This is a genomic window from Paenibacillus pectinilyticus (assembly GCF_001700435.1).
Classification (GTDB): Bacteria; Bacillota; Bacilli; order Paenibacillales; family NBRC-103111; genus Paenibacillus_E; species Paenibacillus_E pectinilyticus.
On record NZ_LYPC01000026.1, the window covers coordinates 120,015 to 137,323 of the forward strand.

Consider the following 17,309-nt stretch of genomic DNA (forward strand, 5'->3'; position numbering starts at 1 on the left):
CGTGTTATACTGGATAAAACTGGCATGAAGAGGCGGGTAGGGCAATGGCATGGTTTCGAAGACTATACAAGCGTGTTGTTACGGATTCCAGCATATTTAATAAAATTTTTTATGGCGTTTTAATCATTGTCTGCTTGGTCATATTCGTATCGAGCTTCTTTTCTTACAAATATACTAGGAATATGTATGTGGATGAAGCCGTAAAGAATGCTGCTCGGTTAGTCGACAATATCAATACCGAATTTGAAGATAATTTGGATCAGGTCGATCAGATTATCCAATCGATTTATGCAGAAACGGATTACGCAGATTCCAGTAACAGCATCAAGGAGATTCTATCTACGAAGTCGTACACAGGCATAGAAGATGAATTTCATTCGTTAAAAGTCATCCGCAACTTTTTCCAGAGACTGATGTTTCTACGAAAAGATTTTAATAGTTTTTACATCTATTCCTCCAAAGAGAAGGTTTTTTCCTATGCAATCGGCGGCAAAAATAAATTGGATTACTCGCCTACGAATGAAGCTTGGTTTAAACAAACGATGGAAGCCGATGGGAGAACGATTATTTTGCCGCCTCACTATCCTTTTCAGCTTCAATATAATAAGGAAGTTATTTCTTTCTCCAGACTTTTAAAAAATATCGATGATTTCAATGCGGAGCCGTACGGTGTTATTTTACTGGATTTGTCCATGGATTCGTTGAAAGGCATTATTGATAAAGCAAGATTAAGTGAAAAGACAGGTGTTCTATTCCTAGATCCGCAAGGAAACGAAATCTATCAGAACAAAGTGGAACAAGGGAGCATCGTCTTAAATAAGCAAATTTCCCATCAAATTATGACGGAGAGTAATGGGAACTATCAGGATACAATCGATGGGAAATCGTATCTAATTTCATTTAATACATCAAGTGTAACGGGATGGAAGCTTCTTACGCTAACGCCATATACAGAAATCGTCAAAGGCGGAGATCGGCTTTTACTCTTTTATATGGAGCTCGGTATTGCCGCTGTGATGATTACCATTCTCCTCGCTTATATGTTTTCTAAAGTGATGTTTAAGCCGATTCACAAGCTGCATAAAGGGATGAATAAGGTGAAAGCAGGCAGCTTTGAATTTCAGTTGGAGCATTACGCAAACGATGAATTAGGTCAGCTGATCCAGAGTTTTAACGCCATGGTATCCACGATCCGAACCTTAATTACGGAGAAATATGAAGAGAAGCTCGCCCGAAGTGAAGCGGAATTTAAGTATTTGCAGGCTCAAATTAATCCGCACTTTATGTATAATACCTTGCAAATTATTAGCTCTATGGCAATTGTGAAAAAGGTTCCTGAGATTCATCAGGTTTCCAAAAGCTTGGCCAAAATCATGCGATATAGCTTGAACACAGATAACAATCACAAAAGTGTGCAAGAAGAATTGGAAATTGTCAGTTCGTATCTGGATATTCAGAAGCTTCGTTATAAAGAGTATTTAAATTACCAAATAGACGTTGAACAGATTGGGCATGTACCTATTCTTAAATTAGTTATCCAGCCCATTGTTGAGAATGCGATTGTCCACGGTATAGAACTCAAGGGTGCAAACGGTTGGATTCAACTCTCCTCTCGCATCGAGGGGGAACATGTTTGTATTGATGTCTTTGATAACGGTGTTGGCATACCCCGTGATCGGTTGGAAAAGCTGATGCAGCACATGAATCATACGGAGACGATGGAATGGAGCGCTTCTTTGACAGACAATAACCATATTGGTTTAAAAAATATTCATCAAAGGCTCAAGCTCATGTATGGGGCTGAATACGGTCTGCAGATCGAGAGTGAAGAGGGAAATTGGACGAGAGTTACGATACATATTCCATTACCTAGGCCCGAAGGGAGATTGACATGATACGAATCATGATTGTTGATGATGAAGAGTGGATTCGACTAGGTTTGCGCGAACAGATCGATTGGAGCTCACTAGGTACGGAGATAGTCGGGGAAGCTCAGAATGGCCGAGTAGCTCTGCAAATGCTGGATGAATTGCGTCCGGATATTGTTTTGACGGACATTCGTATGCCTGTGATGGATGGCATCACTTTGCTCGAACATGCACATCAAGCTTATCCCGATATTATTTTTATCGTTATCAGTGGGTTTGCTGAATTTGAGTATGCGAGAAAGGCACTCACGTACCGGGTTTTTGATTATTTATTGAAGCCGATTGAAGAAGACAAGCTGGAAGCATCGATTCAGAATGCGGTGGCGATCATCAAGGAGAATGAAAAGACGAAGCAAGATCTTATCGACCTTAGAATTCAATTAAATGAAAGCAGTCATTTATCGCGGGAGAAGTTTCTTACTAGCCTTCTTACAGGCTCGCATGTTGGCGTCGAGGAAATGACACGTGAAATGGACAGAAATCAGCTGTCGTTCAATTGGCCTTATTTTATGATAACGGTTGTTAAGGTGGAGAATTTCACGGAGATAACAGCAAGGCATTATAATAGCGAGTCCAATGTCTCTAGTTTTGTTATTAACAATGTCATCAGCGAGTTAGTCGAACACATCGATAATATGATTGTATTTCGAAATTACACGAAGCAAGATGAGCTGGTCATGATCAAGGGCTTTGATGATGGTGAATATCAGGAAACGATTCAAGAGCTTACTGCCGAATGCAATCGGATTATTACAAGCGTGAAATCCATTATTCGGTTCGAACTTTACATGGGGATGAGCAGCGGGTTCGCGTCAATGAAGGATGCGGCGCAATCTTATACACAGGCTGTAGAAGCAGTCCGTCATGCAGGGATGGTACATCATAGTCGTATTGTACAGTACGACGAAATTACACGTAGAAATGACTATTTTATTTATCCGGATGATAAGGAGAAATCATTCCTTTATTACTTGGAGAATGGGTATAGCAAGCAAGTTACCGATATGATCGAAGATTTTTTCCGCGAAATTAACAATAGCCAGTCGCTGCATCCGCAAAGTATACGGAATACCGTCTTAGAATTATGTATGCTAATGAATAAAACGGTGAAGAAATATCAAGGGCTGTTGGAAGACATTCTTCAGGAATCCAACCTCCCAGATAAGATTACGAACGAACTATTCAGCAGCGCAGCGCTGGAAAATTGGCTGAAGCAAAGCGCACTGAAAGCGCTCTATTTTATTCAAGCCAATAAAAAAGTCGGCTCTAAAAAAGCATTAGATGATATTGTCGCCTATCTCCAGGCTCATTACGCCGAGAATATTAATTTAAATAGTGTGGCTGAAACGTATTTTATTAATCCAGCATACCTGTCAAGGATTTTCAAGAATCAGATGGGTCAGAACTTTAATGAATATGTAAGCAAAATTAGAATGGATGCCGCAGCCCGCTTGTTGCAACAGGACCACTTGAAATTAAGTGATATTTCATTGCGGGTCGGATATGAGAACGTCAATTATTTTCTGAAAAAGTTCAAAGAACATTTTGGTTGTACACCAAGTGAATATAAAAAGGTAGGAAAAATGTAGTGGAAGTAGTCAAATATTTGGATTATCTGCTCCAATTAAAATCGATATGATGAATACATAGAGCAGCACGCTTTAATCCAAATAGAGGAGGGTTTACATTGAGAAAAATCTCTTTACTAGCGTTAGCTTGTACATGTACAACCGTGTTGGCAGCAGGTTGCGGTACGACAGCAAGCACATCACCGACGCCTGCGTCAACTACGAGTGCGGCGCCTGCAGCTTCAGCCTCAGCACCGGCAGCAACGACGGCTGCAGCCAAACCGGTTACGCTCAAATATTTAACGTGGGATTATGCGGATAGAACCAAATCCACAGATGCTTGGATTAAGGATATGAAGGAAAAGTATAACATCACAATCGAGATGCAAAATGTGCCGACGGATCAGTATGAATCGTCTTTTAAAACCAAATTGGCTGCCAATGACTTGCCGGATCTGGTCGCTGTGCACGGGGTAGATAAAGGGCTTGTTGCTGAAAAAGCACATATCGATGCCAAACAGTTCTTAGATCTGTCGGATCTTAAATCCGTCTCCGAATATTTGCCTGCTGTCATTAAAGACAGGAAGGATAATAAAGCGAACAAATTATTCTATGTGCCTGTCTCCACGAACGTCTTAGGAGTTACCTACAATAAGAAATTATTCAAAGATAACGGGCTGACGGTGCCTACGAATATCGATGACTTCGTTGCAGCTGTAGAGAAGCTGAAAGCGGCTAATGTAACGCCTATCGCTGGAAGCTTTAAAGATGCGTGGACAACACAAATCGTTAATTTCATTGCCTTTGGCCAATATGTGAATAGCAAGGACATGAATACGAGAGTGAAGCTTGCTGACGGCTCCTTGAAGTATGGGGATATTAAACAGGATGTGAGCAAAGCGCTTAATGTGCAATTAGATTGGCTGAGTAAAGGGTACTTCACGAAAGATTATCTCGGTACGGATGTGAATGTGGCTAGTGCCATGGTCGGAACTGGAAAAACAGCGATGCTGATTAACGGAACATGGCAGTATAAATCCGTGCAGGACGCTGATCCTAAAGCGGAAATCGGATTCTTCGCTCTTCCTCTGAATGCCAAAGGGGAGAAAACAGCGGTTCCGACATCAGCGGACTCGGGTATTATGATCAATGCGGATTCCAAGAATGTCGAAGCGGCTAAGATTGCTTTGAACGCGTATTTGAGTGCTGATAATCAAACACGTGTCATCGCCGATCTGAATGGGATTTCCACCAACACCAAGGTGAAATCCGATAACGCCTACATTGCAGAGGTAGTAGGGGCCATGTCATCTGGCGATGTACAGCCGGATTGGTGGGGAGGCAACAGTAACTATCAGCCAAGCGGTTCCACCTTTGTTTATGATAAAGAGATGCAGAATTTAGTCGCGAAGGGTAAAACGGTCGATCAGTTTATCAGCGATTTTGATAAAGCGAATGATAAGGCACTAGAGAAAAAATAGCATAAAGCTGGCCAGCATGCATGTGAAATGCTGGCCTCTTTATTTCAATAGGGAGGCATGAAAAGATGTGGGCACATCGACATAAAGTATTTCTGGAGTTGAAATGGTTTGGATTTCTGCTGCCGGCATTGATTTTTTATTTGGTATTCTTTCTAATTCCAACGTTAAGCTCCGCTTATTATTCGTTGACGGATTGGGATGGCGTGACCAGCACATTCATTGGGTTGGATAATTTCAAAGAATTATTCCGCGATACGATGATTGTCACCACCTTCAGAAATACAGCCATATATACGGTGTCAATTACGTTGCTGCAAAACTTGTTTGGACTTCTACTAGCCTTGATTTTGGTTAAGAAGTTCGTAGGTGTGAATATCATGCGGACGATCTTCTTTATGCCTTTTATCTTCAGTACGCTATTAATTGGCTACATATGGGGCTTCATTCTTGAACCAAACATTGGTGTCATTAATCACTTGTTAGATGCGATTCATCTTGGCGGACTCAAGGTCGGTTGGCTGAGTGATCCCGCATGGGCCAAACGGATGATTATCGTGGTTACGATATGGCAATTCGTGGGATACACCATGTTTATTTATATCGCTGGTCTTCAAGGTATTTCGAAGGAGCTGTATGAATCTGGGGATATCGATGGCGCATCTGGCTGGAATAAATTTATTCATATTACATTCCCCTTAATCGCTCCGTCTTTTACGATTAACATCATGCTTTCTTTAATTGGCAACCTTCAGATATTCAATCAGATCTACGCCTTAACAGGCGGTGGCCCTGGTTACGCGACGGAATCCATCGCATCGATGATTTACCGTATCGGTTTTGGTAGTGGTTCTAGATGGGGATACGGATCGGCATTATCGATCGTGATGTTCGTCTTTATTTTAATACTAACGATTATTATGGTTAGCTTTCTGCGGAAAAGGGAGGTTGAAATGTGATGAGCAAATCTGCCTCCAGGGTGATGGGACCCCTATACAAGTTTCTCTTGTGGGTAATATGTCTGCTTCATATGTATCCCATCTTGCTTGTTCTGATCTCATCGGTCAAAACCAAGCATGAATTAGCCGTAAATTCGTTCGGGTTCCCTAGGGAATTCACACTGACCTACTTCAAGACCGCTTTCCAGACGATGCATTATTTTCAATCCGTTTATAATACTTTGCTCATTGCTATCGTTTCGGTCATCGGTTCTGTTTTGATAGCTTCTATGGCGGCTTATGCCATATCCAGAAAGAACAATCGTTTTTATAACACGATGTATGTGGTATTTCTGGCCGGCCTTATTATCCCTTTTCAAATGACGATGATTCCTTTATATAAAGTGATGCTAGGTTTCCATTTAATTAATACGTACCAAGGTGTCATTTTTATCTACCTAGCCACACTAGCCCCTTTTTCTGTTTTCCTATTAACCGGATTTGTAAAAAGCATTCCAAGAGAGCTTGAAGAAGCGGCTTCCATCGATGGCTGTGGGATGTATCGGACTTTCTTTGCAATCGTATTTCCGTTACTGAAACCAGCGCTGACAACGGTCAGTATTCTGAATCTCTTCACGATCTGGAATGACTTTTTAATGCCATTACTTTACTTAAATGATAGTCACAAAATGACGCTTACCGTTCAATTATCATCGTTCCGTGGGTTGTATTTTAATGATTGGTCGCTTATTTTTGCTGGTGTTTGTATGATTGTGGCCCCGATGCTGCTCGTCTATTTGTATGCACAACGGTTCATTATTGGGGGCATTACGGCAGGAGCATTGAAAGGATAGTTCAGTTAAGGAGCGAAATTCGAGGAAAGGAGGACGTAAGTGGAAGTCACGCCCAAGTTCAAATCGAAGCTAGTACGACAAGGATGGCTAGTTCCTGTATGCTAATTTGAAGGAGATGACTGTTGGTGAGAAGTTATGTGAAAACACTGTTCATGAGTGGGATTTTGTTAACCGCAATTTTTATTGGCCTATGCGCATTCACAAACGAGACATGGGCAGCCTATACGCCAAGTATCAATACGAGCCCGACGCTTCCTCAGGATGATGTTGTCATTTATACCGAGAACGTGGTTGACTTTGGTGCTGTTGCTAATAATCCAGCGGTGGACAATACGACAGCGTTTCAGAACGCGATTAATGAAGCTTATGCGAATGGCGGGGGGATCGTTTATGTACCTGCAGGTGATTGGAGACTGAATGGAACGCTCGTTCTAAAAAGAAAGGTCACGCTGCGCGGAGAATGGCGGAATCCAGATACCGCTGGTAATGAGGCAGCACAAGGCACAATTCTAAGTACGACAGCGAATCAAAATAACCCAGGCGGCTCTCCATTCATTACAGTAGCATCAAATGCGGCAGTCAAGAATCTGAGCATTTGGTACCCGAACCAAAGCTACGCCAGCCCTTCAACCTATCCCTATACGATTTCGGAAGGGGTATTTGATACGGAAGATGCCGCCCATCATGGTTTTGCGGTCATCAATGTAACGATCTATAACGCTTACAAAGGTATCGAAACAGGAAATGGGCTTTCACAGTCCCAAGAGCCGATGATCAAGAACGTAATGATGACTGCCTTGAATACAGGCGTGCATCAGACGAATGATTGGAACTTTGGGAATACGGAAAGCGTACATATTTCCTCCAAGTACTGGATCAATTCTGCACTTTCAGGTGCACCAAGCTCTTCACCGAATCAAGCTACTTTAACAAGTTATATGCGTGCGAATATGACGGGCGTCTTGTTGGATGGCCATATTGACGGCATTAATTTATACGATATTCGAGTGGAAGATGCCAAAATCGGGATCGATTGTGCCAATCGGTGGACACAGATTTCCAATATTACATTGAATAATGTCAATACAGGTGTTTACTACCATTACAGCGGTGGCGGAAATGCTGGGAACTCTTTAGTCGGCGGAACGATTAATGTCCTTGCAGGAACAAATACGTACGGCATCAAAATGAATCAAATTGGTGAGGCACTCATACAAGGGATTACAATTGGCGGCACTCCGACCAATGGCGTTTACTTTGATTCCAGCACGGAAACGTTGAATCTCATGAAGATGACTTTTACGAATTGGACTGATTCCGCCATTAAGGTTATGCAGGGAAGCGCCTTGATTGAGGCATCCGCTTTCAACTTGAGCGGTACGCATATTGCCTTGGATAGTCGAGTGAAATCGGCTTCGATTCTAGGAAATACGTTTACAGGAACGCCTACGATTACTTATGTGCCTTCACCGCAAATCTTCATTGATCATACATCGCTGGGCATTCCTAACTTGCCGGCCATTACGACAACCTACACGATGTTGAAAGAAAGAAAACCCGCTAATCCCACTAATTTCTACAACATTACGACCTATGGTGCAATAAGCGGCACCTCCAATCCCGCAACTGACAATACGACAGCTATTCAAAATGCCTTGAATGCAGCTTCCACTGCAGGCGGCGGTACCGTATTCGTCCCTGCTGGCTATTGGATGGTAAAAGGACAACTCACCATTCCAACAGGTGTTGAATTGAGAGGCGTAGCCGAATCGTCTTCCATGGGCGACAATAAAGGTTCAACCTTATTCTCCTACGCAAATCAAAATAATCCAAGCGGAACGCCATTTATCACGATGAATGCAGCAAGCGGCTTGCGAGGCATCATGGTGTATTATCCAGATATGGGCACAAGCAGAACGATGACGTATCCTTACACAGTGAAAGGGAATGGAAACGGCATTTGGATCCGCGATGTGCGGCTTGTCAATTCATGGAATGGAATCGATTTCGCATCCGTCCGCTCCGATAACTTTGAGTTTTCTGGCATATCCGGCAATGTTAGAAATATAGGGACTTTTGTTAGCAACGGCTCAACAGGCGGCATTATGGAAAATCAAATGCAAGCCTGGACCGGTGAAGGTGCCGAAAGTGCTGCCCTAGCTTTTCCTAATAACTCCTATCGCGATCATATCTCGTTAGCCAGCACGGCTTCTCCATGGAAGTTTGGTTCTACTTCGAATATCACTGCGCTGCAGATGTCCGTTTATTTACCAGACACAGGGATTGATTCACAGGCAGCAGGCTTAAGATTCGTTAATGATGGAGGAACGACGAATAATTTCACTTGTATCACGTGCCAAACCGATGCGACTTCTACGGCGCGGATCGACGCTGGCGGCACGATCAATCTTGTGGATTTCGGAGGCACACAAACGGGGTTAATCACCGGCTCTACATTTGCGGGTACAGTGAATGTATTTGGCTATCGCTATGCGGATCATGGCACGATGGTGACGATGAACGGCGGAACGTTGAATGCGTATCAGTTTATTACCTCGCCAGAAGATATTAGGTTCCAATTGAATGGTGGCACTTCTAATTTTTATGGGACGTATTTAACATACCCCTCACCGTATACTTCGTTTACCGTTGGTGCTTCGATCACAGCGGCGAAGATAGTCGGAGGAGCAGGAGTAGGCGGGATTGGTGTTGCGAATAGTGCAGGTTCCAAGCTTGTGCAAAGCAATAATATCGATACCAAATACAGCAGTGTTACGGCAACTGCAACCAGTTCAGCGGAAGATGCAAATTGGGGATTAAGTAAAGTCGTGGACGGCAATCCTAATTCAGTTAGCGGTGCTTATGGGTGGTCAAGTACCCTGACGCCAACGGTGAATCATACAGAATCGCTTACGCTGGATCTGGGTAATACCCGATCATTAGGCCGAGTCGATTTATATCCGAGAAATGATGGCGTGAATACGGGATATGGATTCCCTGTAGATTTCACGATTCAAGTTTCGACGAATGGTACGACTTGGACGACGGTGGTTACAAAATCCGGGTATGCTTTACCAGGTAATGCTGTGCAAAGCTTCACGTTCACGCCACAAGCAGCTCGCTATGTCAAAGTGCAAGGAACGAGCCTACGAGCTAATCCCAACGATGGCAACCTATATCGCATGCAATTTGCAGAAGCAAGCTTATTGGCTGTCACTAGCGTAAGCGCTACAAGCACAGTCGAAGACGCTAGTTGGGGCATTTCCAGATTAACGGACGGTAATTTGACGAGTGTTTCTGGTTCCTACGGATGGACCAGCAGCAATAACACAGGAGCTAATCATACTGAGTCCGTTACCTTAGATTTAGGTGCTAGCAAATCGATTTCCAAGGTTGATTTGTATCCACGTACAGATGGCGTTAATTTGGGGTATGGATTCCCAGTTGACTTTACCATTCAAGTTTCCACGAACGGAACAAGTTGGACGACAGTGGTTACGCGTACTGCGTATGCGAAGCCGGGTAATGCTACGCAGAGCTTTACGTTTACGGCACAAAACGCTCGTTATGTGAAAATTGAAGGCACGAGCTTGCGCTCGAATCCGAATGATTTCAATACGTATCGGATGCAGTTAGCTGAGGCTATTGTTTATTGAAAAAGGGGATAGAAAAAGGGTGTCTCATAAGTAGATTCTACTACTTCTAGCGCAGCTATCATCTTCTGACCAATAAGCACCCGCAGTGCTCTTATCGCATGAACAATCACGAGATTTGAAGTGATAGTCACGCTAGGATTGCTTATTCTACAAGTATGCGCTCAAAATGGCACCGCGTGCGACCCATACGCACTCCATGTGGGCTTATCGAACGAATAATCACGATTGCTGAAGCAATAAGCACACTAGGATTCCCTATTCGGCAAGTGCCCGCTCAAATGAGGCTGTCTCTAAAGGTCTGACAAGACCTAAGAGACAGTTTTGTTTTTTTTGTTTAATAATAGCTAGAAACAAAGGTGTTAATCGATTTCCCCTCGATTCCAATTATGTATGACTTTTGGGGCAGCCTCTTCTTTTAGTAATTTCTCTGCCATAGCTATGGCTAGCTGAGTGTGAAATTGGCGATCTGGGTGGTTGATGCCATTGGCGAGCCGTGCATGCAAGTCTTGACCATCCCGCGCTTGCTCGAACCAAAGCTGATAAGCATCTAAGACAGGGACATTCTCCGCTGCAGCTAGTGTCAGCATGGCCTCGCGGTAAAGGGCCAAGTACCCATGCTCCGCCGTGTGTAAAAAAGAGGGAACAGCAGGTCGATCACATGCATGGATGAATGGGTTGTCCGAGGTGATCATCCCCGTAGGGGTGATCAATAAAATATCGGCCTCCGTACGTGATCGAATAGAAGTGATGAGCTCGCGCAGCGCTTCCGTATAGGCGGCTAGCCCGCTCGGGCCGTCATGCGCATCATTGACACCGAAGCCGATCGTCACGAGATCGGGCATAAATCCGAACAGATCGCGCTCCCAACGCGCTCTAGATTGATGCGCGGTATCGCCAGAGACGCCGGCATTGATAACGCTAATCACGCTGCGCGGATAACGCTGCTCGATCAATCGTTTCACTTGCGCATGGTAGACGGCATCGAGATCGAGCGTGGCGTATTCCATGCAGCCCTGCGTGACGCTGTCGCCGAAGGCGACATAGACGACGGGCCGTTCACGCACATCGTCTGCCTTGCCGATAAGTCGACTTCGAAAGCGGTTGAAGGGGGAAGGAGGGCTAGTACTCACCATCAATTCGTCTCATCCGGATTGTGGTAGTTACGCGGCCAGTTGAAAGGTTGTAAAGCTTCCAGCAGCTCAGTTGGTAGCGGTTCGCCATCGGACACCTTGATGTTCGCCTCTAGCGAACGAATGGAGCTCATGCCAGGAATCGAACAGGATACCGCAGGATGGGACAGTGAATAACGCAGAGCAACTTCTGCCAGACTCGTATATTGGTCGCCTGTTAATTGACGAATAACAGCTTTCATCATCTCAACTTTGTCAAAAGTGCGAGCAAACCGGTCATTTTTGAAATAATGGCGGCGGAAGTCTTCAGGTGCGAATTGGTTGTACGTATCTTTCGTCCATGTCCCCGTTAGAGAACCTTCATCGAATGGCACGCGTGCCAGCACGGCGACGCCAGTCTCTTCGCAAACTGGAAACAATTCCTGAATTGGACGCTGTTCAAAAAGGTTAAAAATGACCTGCTCCGACTCTGTCATGCCACGTTTTGCTATTTCGATGCCATCTTCTGGGCGGTAGTCACGAATCGAAACGCCGATGGCGCGTATTTTGCCTTCTTGCTTTAATTGAGACAGGGTATCGAACCATTCTGTCTCTTCAATGCCACGTGTGAACCAGCCGTGCAGCTGGTACACATCGATCGTCTCCAGCCCGAGGCGCCGCAGGCTGGCTTCGCATTGCTCCCGCAAGTAAGCAGCAGGATAACGGGAAGCCATATCTGGATTGTCGATGCTAGGGTGCGGCCACTCGACGGGTTGAACCTTGGTGGCGATATAAATATGATCGCCATGCCATTGTTTTAATGCCGCGCCGATAACGGATTCTGACCGGCCCTTGCCGTACATTTGAGCCGTATCGACGAAATTAATGCCGCGCTCCCAGGCAGATAAGAGCAGCTTTATGGAGTTCCCATCCTCGACAGGTCCCATGTCGCCTCCGAGCCCCCAAGCACCGAAACCGATTTCGGAGACACGCCAGCCCGTTTTTCCATATGTGCGGTATTTCATGAGTAAGATTCCTCCAATTCTAATGGTTTAGTCGTTTACAGCTTATCAAATACAAGATTTTTGAATTCGATTTTGCCGCAGAAGGCAAAGTGCGTTATGCTGCTGCGTTCTTCAGCATTGAGTTTACTGAGATCGCTGCCTGGCGCAGCTTCAGCAAAACGTCGATCCATAATGCCGCGTACGATGTCATCTAAGCTGCGATCATCTTGGAGGCGATGTTTGTAGAGGAAGGGCGTCCATTTCTTGCCGAATTTGACATGTGTTCGCTCGTCGACAATATCGATCTCTGCTGTCATACCGGAAATAATATCTGATTTGGCATAAAAGGAATCCATCGATTTCTTCTTGCGGCTGAAGGAACACGATTCACCGAACATCGTTAATTCTGCATAGAAATGCTCCAGCTCTTGGGTAGCATCCTCGACAAAAGGAATCGGGAATTGCTTGATATCGAAGCCCAATTGTTCCAATCTGCGCACACCCATCTGATGGTGACGGCATTCATCCCAGATGTGGCGGCTGAAATCAACGAAAAATTCAAAGGGCATGTCGTCCATACCATAGAAAACGTAGCACATCGGATCGACGACCTGGATTTCTGTCATGTAGTGCCACATGAAGATTTTCAAATTATCGCGCACATCTTCCGGTGGATGATCAAAGTCTCCCTTTTTCAACCAGTCTGGCATCGTACGTTTCTTAGGTGCGGGTCCATAGGCCTCCACAAGTGGTTTCGCTGGTTGTGCAGTTACGCCGAAGTCACCACGCCCATCGATGCCATTCAGATGTCGAACGTAATCGCGTGCGTATTTGCGCCATCTTGTTACGCTTTCGAGGGTGGCAGGGTCCTTCACGCACTCATGGATTAGTCGTTTGGCCCATTCGATCTGATCGCGTTTTTTTGGCAATAATTCGGTAATAAGCTCTAAGGTTGGCGCATCGAAGATCGGGTCGAGTGATTCAGTAAGTCGTTCTAGTGCGTGGATGATTTCCGTTTTCACTTCCATGTACCAGCCAGCCAGAAATGCGTAGAATCCGTCCGCTGCCGCTACATCCTGCAGAAAAGTCTGGATTTGAGGCGTAGGAATATGGATCTTGGCGTTGGCCGCCAGCTCTTCCTTGCGCTCAAGAAGCCGATGGGCACAGGTCATATCGATCCACATATGTCGACAAAGCTCGGACTTCCATTCAAGCTCCTTCGCCGCGGGAACCCAGCCTGCGATAAGTCGGGCGGATGCCCAATCCAGAAAAATAAAACGATTCAGAAGTGAGATCTGTTCCGGTACTCGCATCCAGTAATCTCCTAGTTTGTTGCGCAAATCCTGCGATTCGAATCTCTCAATTTCAAAATGAACAGTCATAGGAACGCCAGCCTTTCCTGGTGATTTCGTTTAACTTAACTGATACAATTGTATAATGAAGGCTGCAAACGGACTTGGTGGATTTAACGAACAAACTGGCGAATCCGACAGATTGAAGGAGCGGCGAGACAACGTGACCGATGTGTATAGTAACGATAAGTTTTTAGAAAGTAAGGATTTTCTCTTCCATGCCTCTCCTTATCTCATTGCGAGCAATGAGACCATTCTTCCGCATGCGCACGAGTTCGTCGAGCTCGCTTTCATCAGTCATGGTGAGGGAGAACATGAATATGAGGGAACGTGGTTTCCGATATCGCAAGGTGATATTTTCATCATCGAGCCAGGGAAGGCTCATGGCTACCGTGTTGGAGCGGGACAGCAATTGAAGGTTGTGAATGTGCTGTTCGTGCCCTCGCTTTTGACTATGGAGCTTGAAGCGCTGTCGAACGTGACATCGTTTATGGACTTTTTCTACATGGAACCCTTCCTGCGGTCGGACGTGTCATTTCAGTGCAAATTGACATTGAATGCGAAGCAGCAGTTCGAGCTGCGAGAGTTGATGGAGCAGCTCATTCACGAATTTAGAAGTAAGGAAAGCGGCTATCGTTTCCTGATTAAGACGAAATTGATAGAGATTTTCATAACGTTAAGCCGCATCTATGAGAAAAATAAACAAAAACCGCTCTCCTCCATCACAAGTGATAGAGAAATGATTGAGCGGGTCTGTCAATTCATCGAATCGCGGCATGCAAGCCCGCTAACGCTCGAGCAGGTGTGCTCAATGGCAGGCATGAGCCAAAGTAAATTCACCGCGCTGTTTCGCGGGGTGGTGGGCAAGACCTTTTTGGAATATCGCAACGATATGCGGATTCGATTCGCTAAGCGTCTTCTGGAGACGACGGACGAGAAAATCATCCACATCGCGAAAGAAGTCGGCTTCGATGATCTAAGTCATTTCAACCGACTGTTCAAGCAAGAGGTTGGCGTATCACCCGGGAAATATCGGCGGTCGGCGGATATCTAGCGTATTTTATGAAGCATAGCTGATTGGAAAGGATGTAAAAAAAAGGATAGGAACGGGGCCCTTGAGCCCTATCCCTATCCTTTTTCCTACGACCATTTAATCCGTGATATTTCTCGTATAGTAGGCAATAATGTCCTTGCGTCGAATGATACCGAGGAAAATGCCTTCTCTATCTACAACGGGAACAAAGTTCTGGTCCGCGGCCAGAGCCAGCATATCCTCCATGTGTGCATCGATCGCAACGCATTCATTAAAAATCCGCTTCTTGATGTTGGTGACCGTAATCTCGTCCATGTTATCGAAGGTCAAGCCGGGCGTGCACTTCAGTTTCCATAATAAATCGCCTTCTGCTAGGGTGCCAACGTATTTTCCATTCTCGTCGATAATCGGAATCGCAGTATAATGGCAGGCTTCCAGTCGATCTATGGCATCTTTCATGGAAGCAGAAGTCGACAGGTAAGCTACTTTGTCTTTGGGTAATAGAAATGATTTAATTTCCACTGTGTTTCGCTCCTTTTTGTCCCGAGTAACGTCATCTCTTTTATTAAACCATACTTCACCTAGGAATAGGCAAGTTTAGACGGAGTAATAATTGGAAATGTGACCAAATGTGTCATAAAAAGGCCATATTCATTCTAGCAGGTGTTGTGTTTCAGGCTGTTGAATTAAGGGGAGAGCGCATCGAATAGCCCGCAATGATCGAATGGTTGCATATAAAAATGGGGAGTGTGTTACCATGCAAATACCACTAAAGGAATTGCAATTTTATAAAAACTTTGATGAACTTGCTAGGGATATTTTAGACATGGCCAAAGAATTTATGCCGGATAGACTTATTTACCTCACCACGTTTACGGATAAACACCAAGTGATCATAAAACTTTCAGAAACAAGTAGAGAGATCCATATCATTGAGGGCATGGTCATTGAGATCACTGAAACTGTGTGTAACCGAATTGATTTTGACAACAACAGGCCTTTGATTTTTGAAGATATGAGTAAAGAAACGAAGTTGGATGATCTGCGGAAGGCGCTTATCGGTGCCAATATTAATTCCTATCTAGGGGTGCCTATTCTTCTTTCGAATGGGAAGGCGTTTGGGACATTGTGTGCTGTTCATACCGATGCTAATGAATTTAGTACGAAAAGTATCAAAATGCTCCAAAACATCGCAAAACTGTTCGCTTATTACTTAAATTTAGAGCGGCTTGCCTATAGAGATTCTTTAACAGGGCTATATAATCGGCAGTTCCTACATAAATATTTTGAGGATTCTCCCGCGGGAGGAGGCGTACTATTTTTTCTTGATTTGGATGGTTTCAAAAAGGTAAATGACTTGTATGGACATGATACGGGAGATTTAGTCCTACGGGAAGTGGCCTTACGGCTTGACCAATTCGTCCAGCAGCATCAGGGCTTTGCTGTCCGACTAGGCGGAGATGAATTCATAATAAACATGATCGATCTATCTGACAAAGATGAGATTAGTCAGTATGCGGAAAGCTTACTTGCCCGGTTATCATCCTGGGACACTCAGCTAGAAGCGCTCCAATTATCGGTAAGTATTGGGATCGAATTGTATCCACCGCATGCGAGCAACCTGTTAGATACGCTTCTCAAAAATGCGGATAATGCGTTATACCGTGCCAAGGCAAATGGAAAGAATGGATATCAGTTTTTTTCTTAAAAGTAAGGAGCGCAGCTGCGAGCTGCCTAGGTTATGGCTATCTCAAGGGGATATTGCCTGTGAGATAGCCGGGGGACCATGATGGTGCAGCAAGTCGATAAAATCGACTTGCAGGAAATAATCAGAGGCCTCGAAGTGTAATAAGTCGAAAAAATAGAGCTGCTTGTCCGAGAGTCAATAGTAGCCAAATCCGGCTAACTGGAGTAGAATCGGGTCCCGCCGCAGGAAAATAGTCGGAAAAACCGGCTATCTCGAGTAGAACCGGGTCCCGCCGCAGTAGGATAGCCGGAAAATCCAGCTAACTCGAGTAGAACCGGGTCCCGCGGCAACAAGATAGCTGGAAAATCCGGCTAACTCGAGTAGAATCGAACCCAGCGGTAGTAAGATAGCCGACAAATCCGGCTAACTCAAGTAGAATGGAGCCCCGAGGCAGTAAGATAGCCGGAAAATCCGGCCAACTCGAGTAGAATCGATCCCCGCGGCAGTAAGATAGCCGGAAAATCCGACTAACCTAGTAAAACCGTTGCCCGCCGTTGCCCGCCGTTGCCCGTCCCGTTACCCGCCCCTCTGCACCTTCAAAGGCTGCTCGATCCTCGTTAAATTGCCGCCGAGCCCCCACAAAAAAAGCGATTGACATCCACTTCCACCCATATTAATATTAACCCATAAAGTATAAACGTT

At 44.9% G+C, this 17,309-nt stretch carries 12 protein-coding genes; 8 read left to right on the forward strand and 4 right to left on the reverse strand.

Translation table 11 applies throughout. The features are described from left to right. Positions 1–44 precede the first annotated feature (44 nt). From A8709_RS21110 to A8709_RS21135, 6 genes are all read left to right on the forward strand, one after another. Entirely contained in the window at positions 45–1,895 is a 1,851-nt protein-coding gene (locus A8709_RS21110; RefSeq protein ID WP_065854836.1) for a cache domain-containing sensor histidine kinase, read from the forward strand. Continuing rightward, on the forward strand, positions 1,892–3,517 hold the full coding sequence (locus A8709_RS21115) for a response regulator (RefSeq protein WP_065854838.1): 1,626 nt from the start codon (positions 1,892–1,894) through the stop codon (positions 3,515–3,517). The genes A8709_RS21110 and A8709_RS21115 overlap by 4 nt, the downstream gene beginning before the upstream one ends. Before the next feature lie 98 nt (positions 3,518–3,615). Beyond that, on the forward strand, positions 3,616–4,977 hold the full coding sequence (locus A8709_RS21120) for an ABC transporter substrate-binding protein (protein ID WP_065854840.1): 1,362 nt from the start codon (positions 3,616–3,618) through the stop codon (positions 4,975–4,977). A 65-nt stretch (positions 4,978–5,042) separates the two neighbouring features. Further along, complete coding sequence (locus A8709_RS21125) at positions 5,043–5,933, forward strand: carbohydrate ABC transporter permease (protein ID WP_065854842.1); 891 nt, start codon at positions 5,043–5,045, stop codon at positions 5,931–5,933. Further along, the gene (locus tag A8709_RS21130; RefSeq protein WP_084225257.1) at positions 5,933–6,766 is read left to right on the forward strand and encodes a carbohydrate ABC transporter permease; all 834 of its coding nucleotides are present in this window, start codon (positions 5,933–5,935) and stop codon (positions 6,764–6,766) included. The genes A8709_RS21125 and A8709_RS21130 overlap by 1 nt, the downstream gene beginning before the upstream one ends. A 125-nt stretch (positions 6,767–6,891) precedes the next feature. Next, on the forward strand, positions 6,892–10,422 hold the full coding sequence (locus A8709_RS21135; protein ID WP_065854844.1) for a discoidin domain-containing protein: 3,531 nt from the start codon (positions 6,892–6,894) through the stop codon (positions 10,420–10,422). A gap of 359 nt (positions 10,423–10,781) precedes the next feature. Here the strand turns inward: A8709_RS21135 and A8709_RS21140 are convergent, their stop codons facing one another. From A8709_RS21140 to A8709_RS21150, 3 genes are read right to left on the reverse strand one after another with little or no spacing between them, the layout of a single operon-like run. After that, positions 10,782–11,552, reverse strand: coding sequence for an SGNH/GDSL hydrolase family protein (locus tag A8709_RS21140; protein WP_167357145.1), 771 nt, complete (start codon positions 11,550–11,552; stop codon positions 10,782–10,784). 2 nt (positions 11,553–11,554) lie between these two features. Further along, positions 11,555–12,556, reverse strand: a complete 1,002-nt coding sequence (locus A8709_RS21145; RefSeq protein WP_065854846.1) for an aldo/keto reductase — start codon at positions 12,554–12,556, stop codon at positions 11,555–11,557. A 35-nt stretch (positions 12,557–12,591) separates the two neighbouring features. Continuing rightward, positions 12,592–13,917, reverse strand: a complete 1,326-nt coding sequence (locus A8709_RS21150) for a DUF455 family protein (protein ID WP_084225259.1) — start codon at positions 13,915–13,917, stop codon at positions 12,592–12,594. 55 nt (positions 13,918–13,972) lie between these two features. On the opposite strand from A8709_RS21150, the gene A8709_RS21155 reads away from it, so the two are divergent. After that, complete coding sequence (locus A8709_RS21155; protein ID WP_084225261.1) at positions 13,973–14,941, forward strand: AraC family transcriptional regulator; 969 nt, start codon at positions 13,973–13,975, stop codon at positions 14,939–14,941. A gap of 96 nt (positions 14,942–15,037) precedes the next feature. Here A8709_RS21155 and A8709_RS21160 read toward each other — a convergent pair whose 3' ends face one another. Further along, positions 15,038–15,442 (reverse strand): CBS domain-containing protein, encoded by a 405-nt coding sequence (locus tag A8709_RS21160; RefSeq protein ID WP_065854853.1) that lies wholly within the window; start codon positions 15,440–15,442, stop codon positions 15,038–15,040. Between the two features lie 235 nt (positions 15,443–15,677). Here A8709_RS21160 and A8709_RS21165 point away from each other — a divergent pair, with 235 nt between their 5' ends. Beyond that, on the forward strand, positions 15,678–16,628 hold the full coding sequence (locus A8709_RS21165) for a sensor domain-containing protein (RefSeq protein WP_065854854.1): 951 nt from the start codon (positions 15,678–15,680) through the stop codon (positions 16,626–16,628). Positions 16,629–17,309: the final 681 nt, after the last annotated feature.

Bases quoted from the DNA above. Each gene is read 5' to 3' on its own strand.
- A8709_RS21110 (WP_065854836.1), top strand. From the start codon at position 45: ATGGCATGGTTTCGAAGACTATACAAGCGTGTTGTTACGGATTCCAGC.
- A8709_RS21125 (WP_065854842.1), top strand. From the start codon at position 5,043: ATGTGGGCACATCGACATAAAGTATTTCTGGAGTTGAAATGGTTTGGA.
- A8709_RS21115 (WP_065854838.1), top strand. From the start codon at position 1,892: ATGATACGAATCATGATTGTTGATGATGAAGAGTGGATTCGACTAGGT.
- A8709_RS21150 (WP_084225259.1), bottom strand. From the start codon at position 13,917: ATGACTGTTCATTTTGAAATTGAGAGATTCGAATCGCAGGATTTGCGC.
- A8709_RS21145 (WP_065854846.1), bottom strand. From the start codon at position 12,556: ATGAAATACCGCACATATGGAAAAACGGGCTGGCGTGTCTCCGAAATC.
- A8709_RS21155 (WP_084225261.1), top strand. From the start codon at position 13,973: ATGAAGGCTGCAAACGGACTTGGTGGATTTAACGAACAAACTGGCGAA.
- A8709_RS21165 (WP_065854854.1), top strand. From the start codon at position 15,678: ATGCAAATACCACTAAAGGAATTGCAATTTTATAAAAACTTTGATGAA.
- A8709_RS21130 (WP_084225257.1), top strand. From the start codon at position 5,933: ATGAGCAAATCTGCCTCCAGGGTGATGGGACCCCTATACAAGTTTCTC.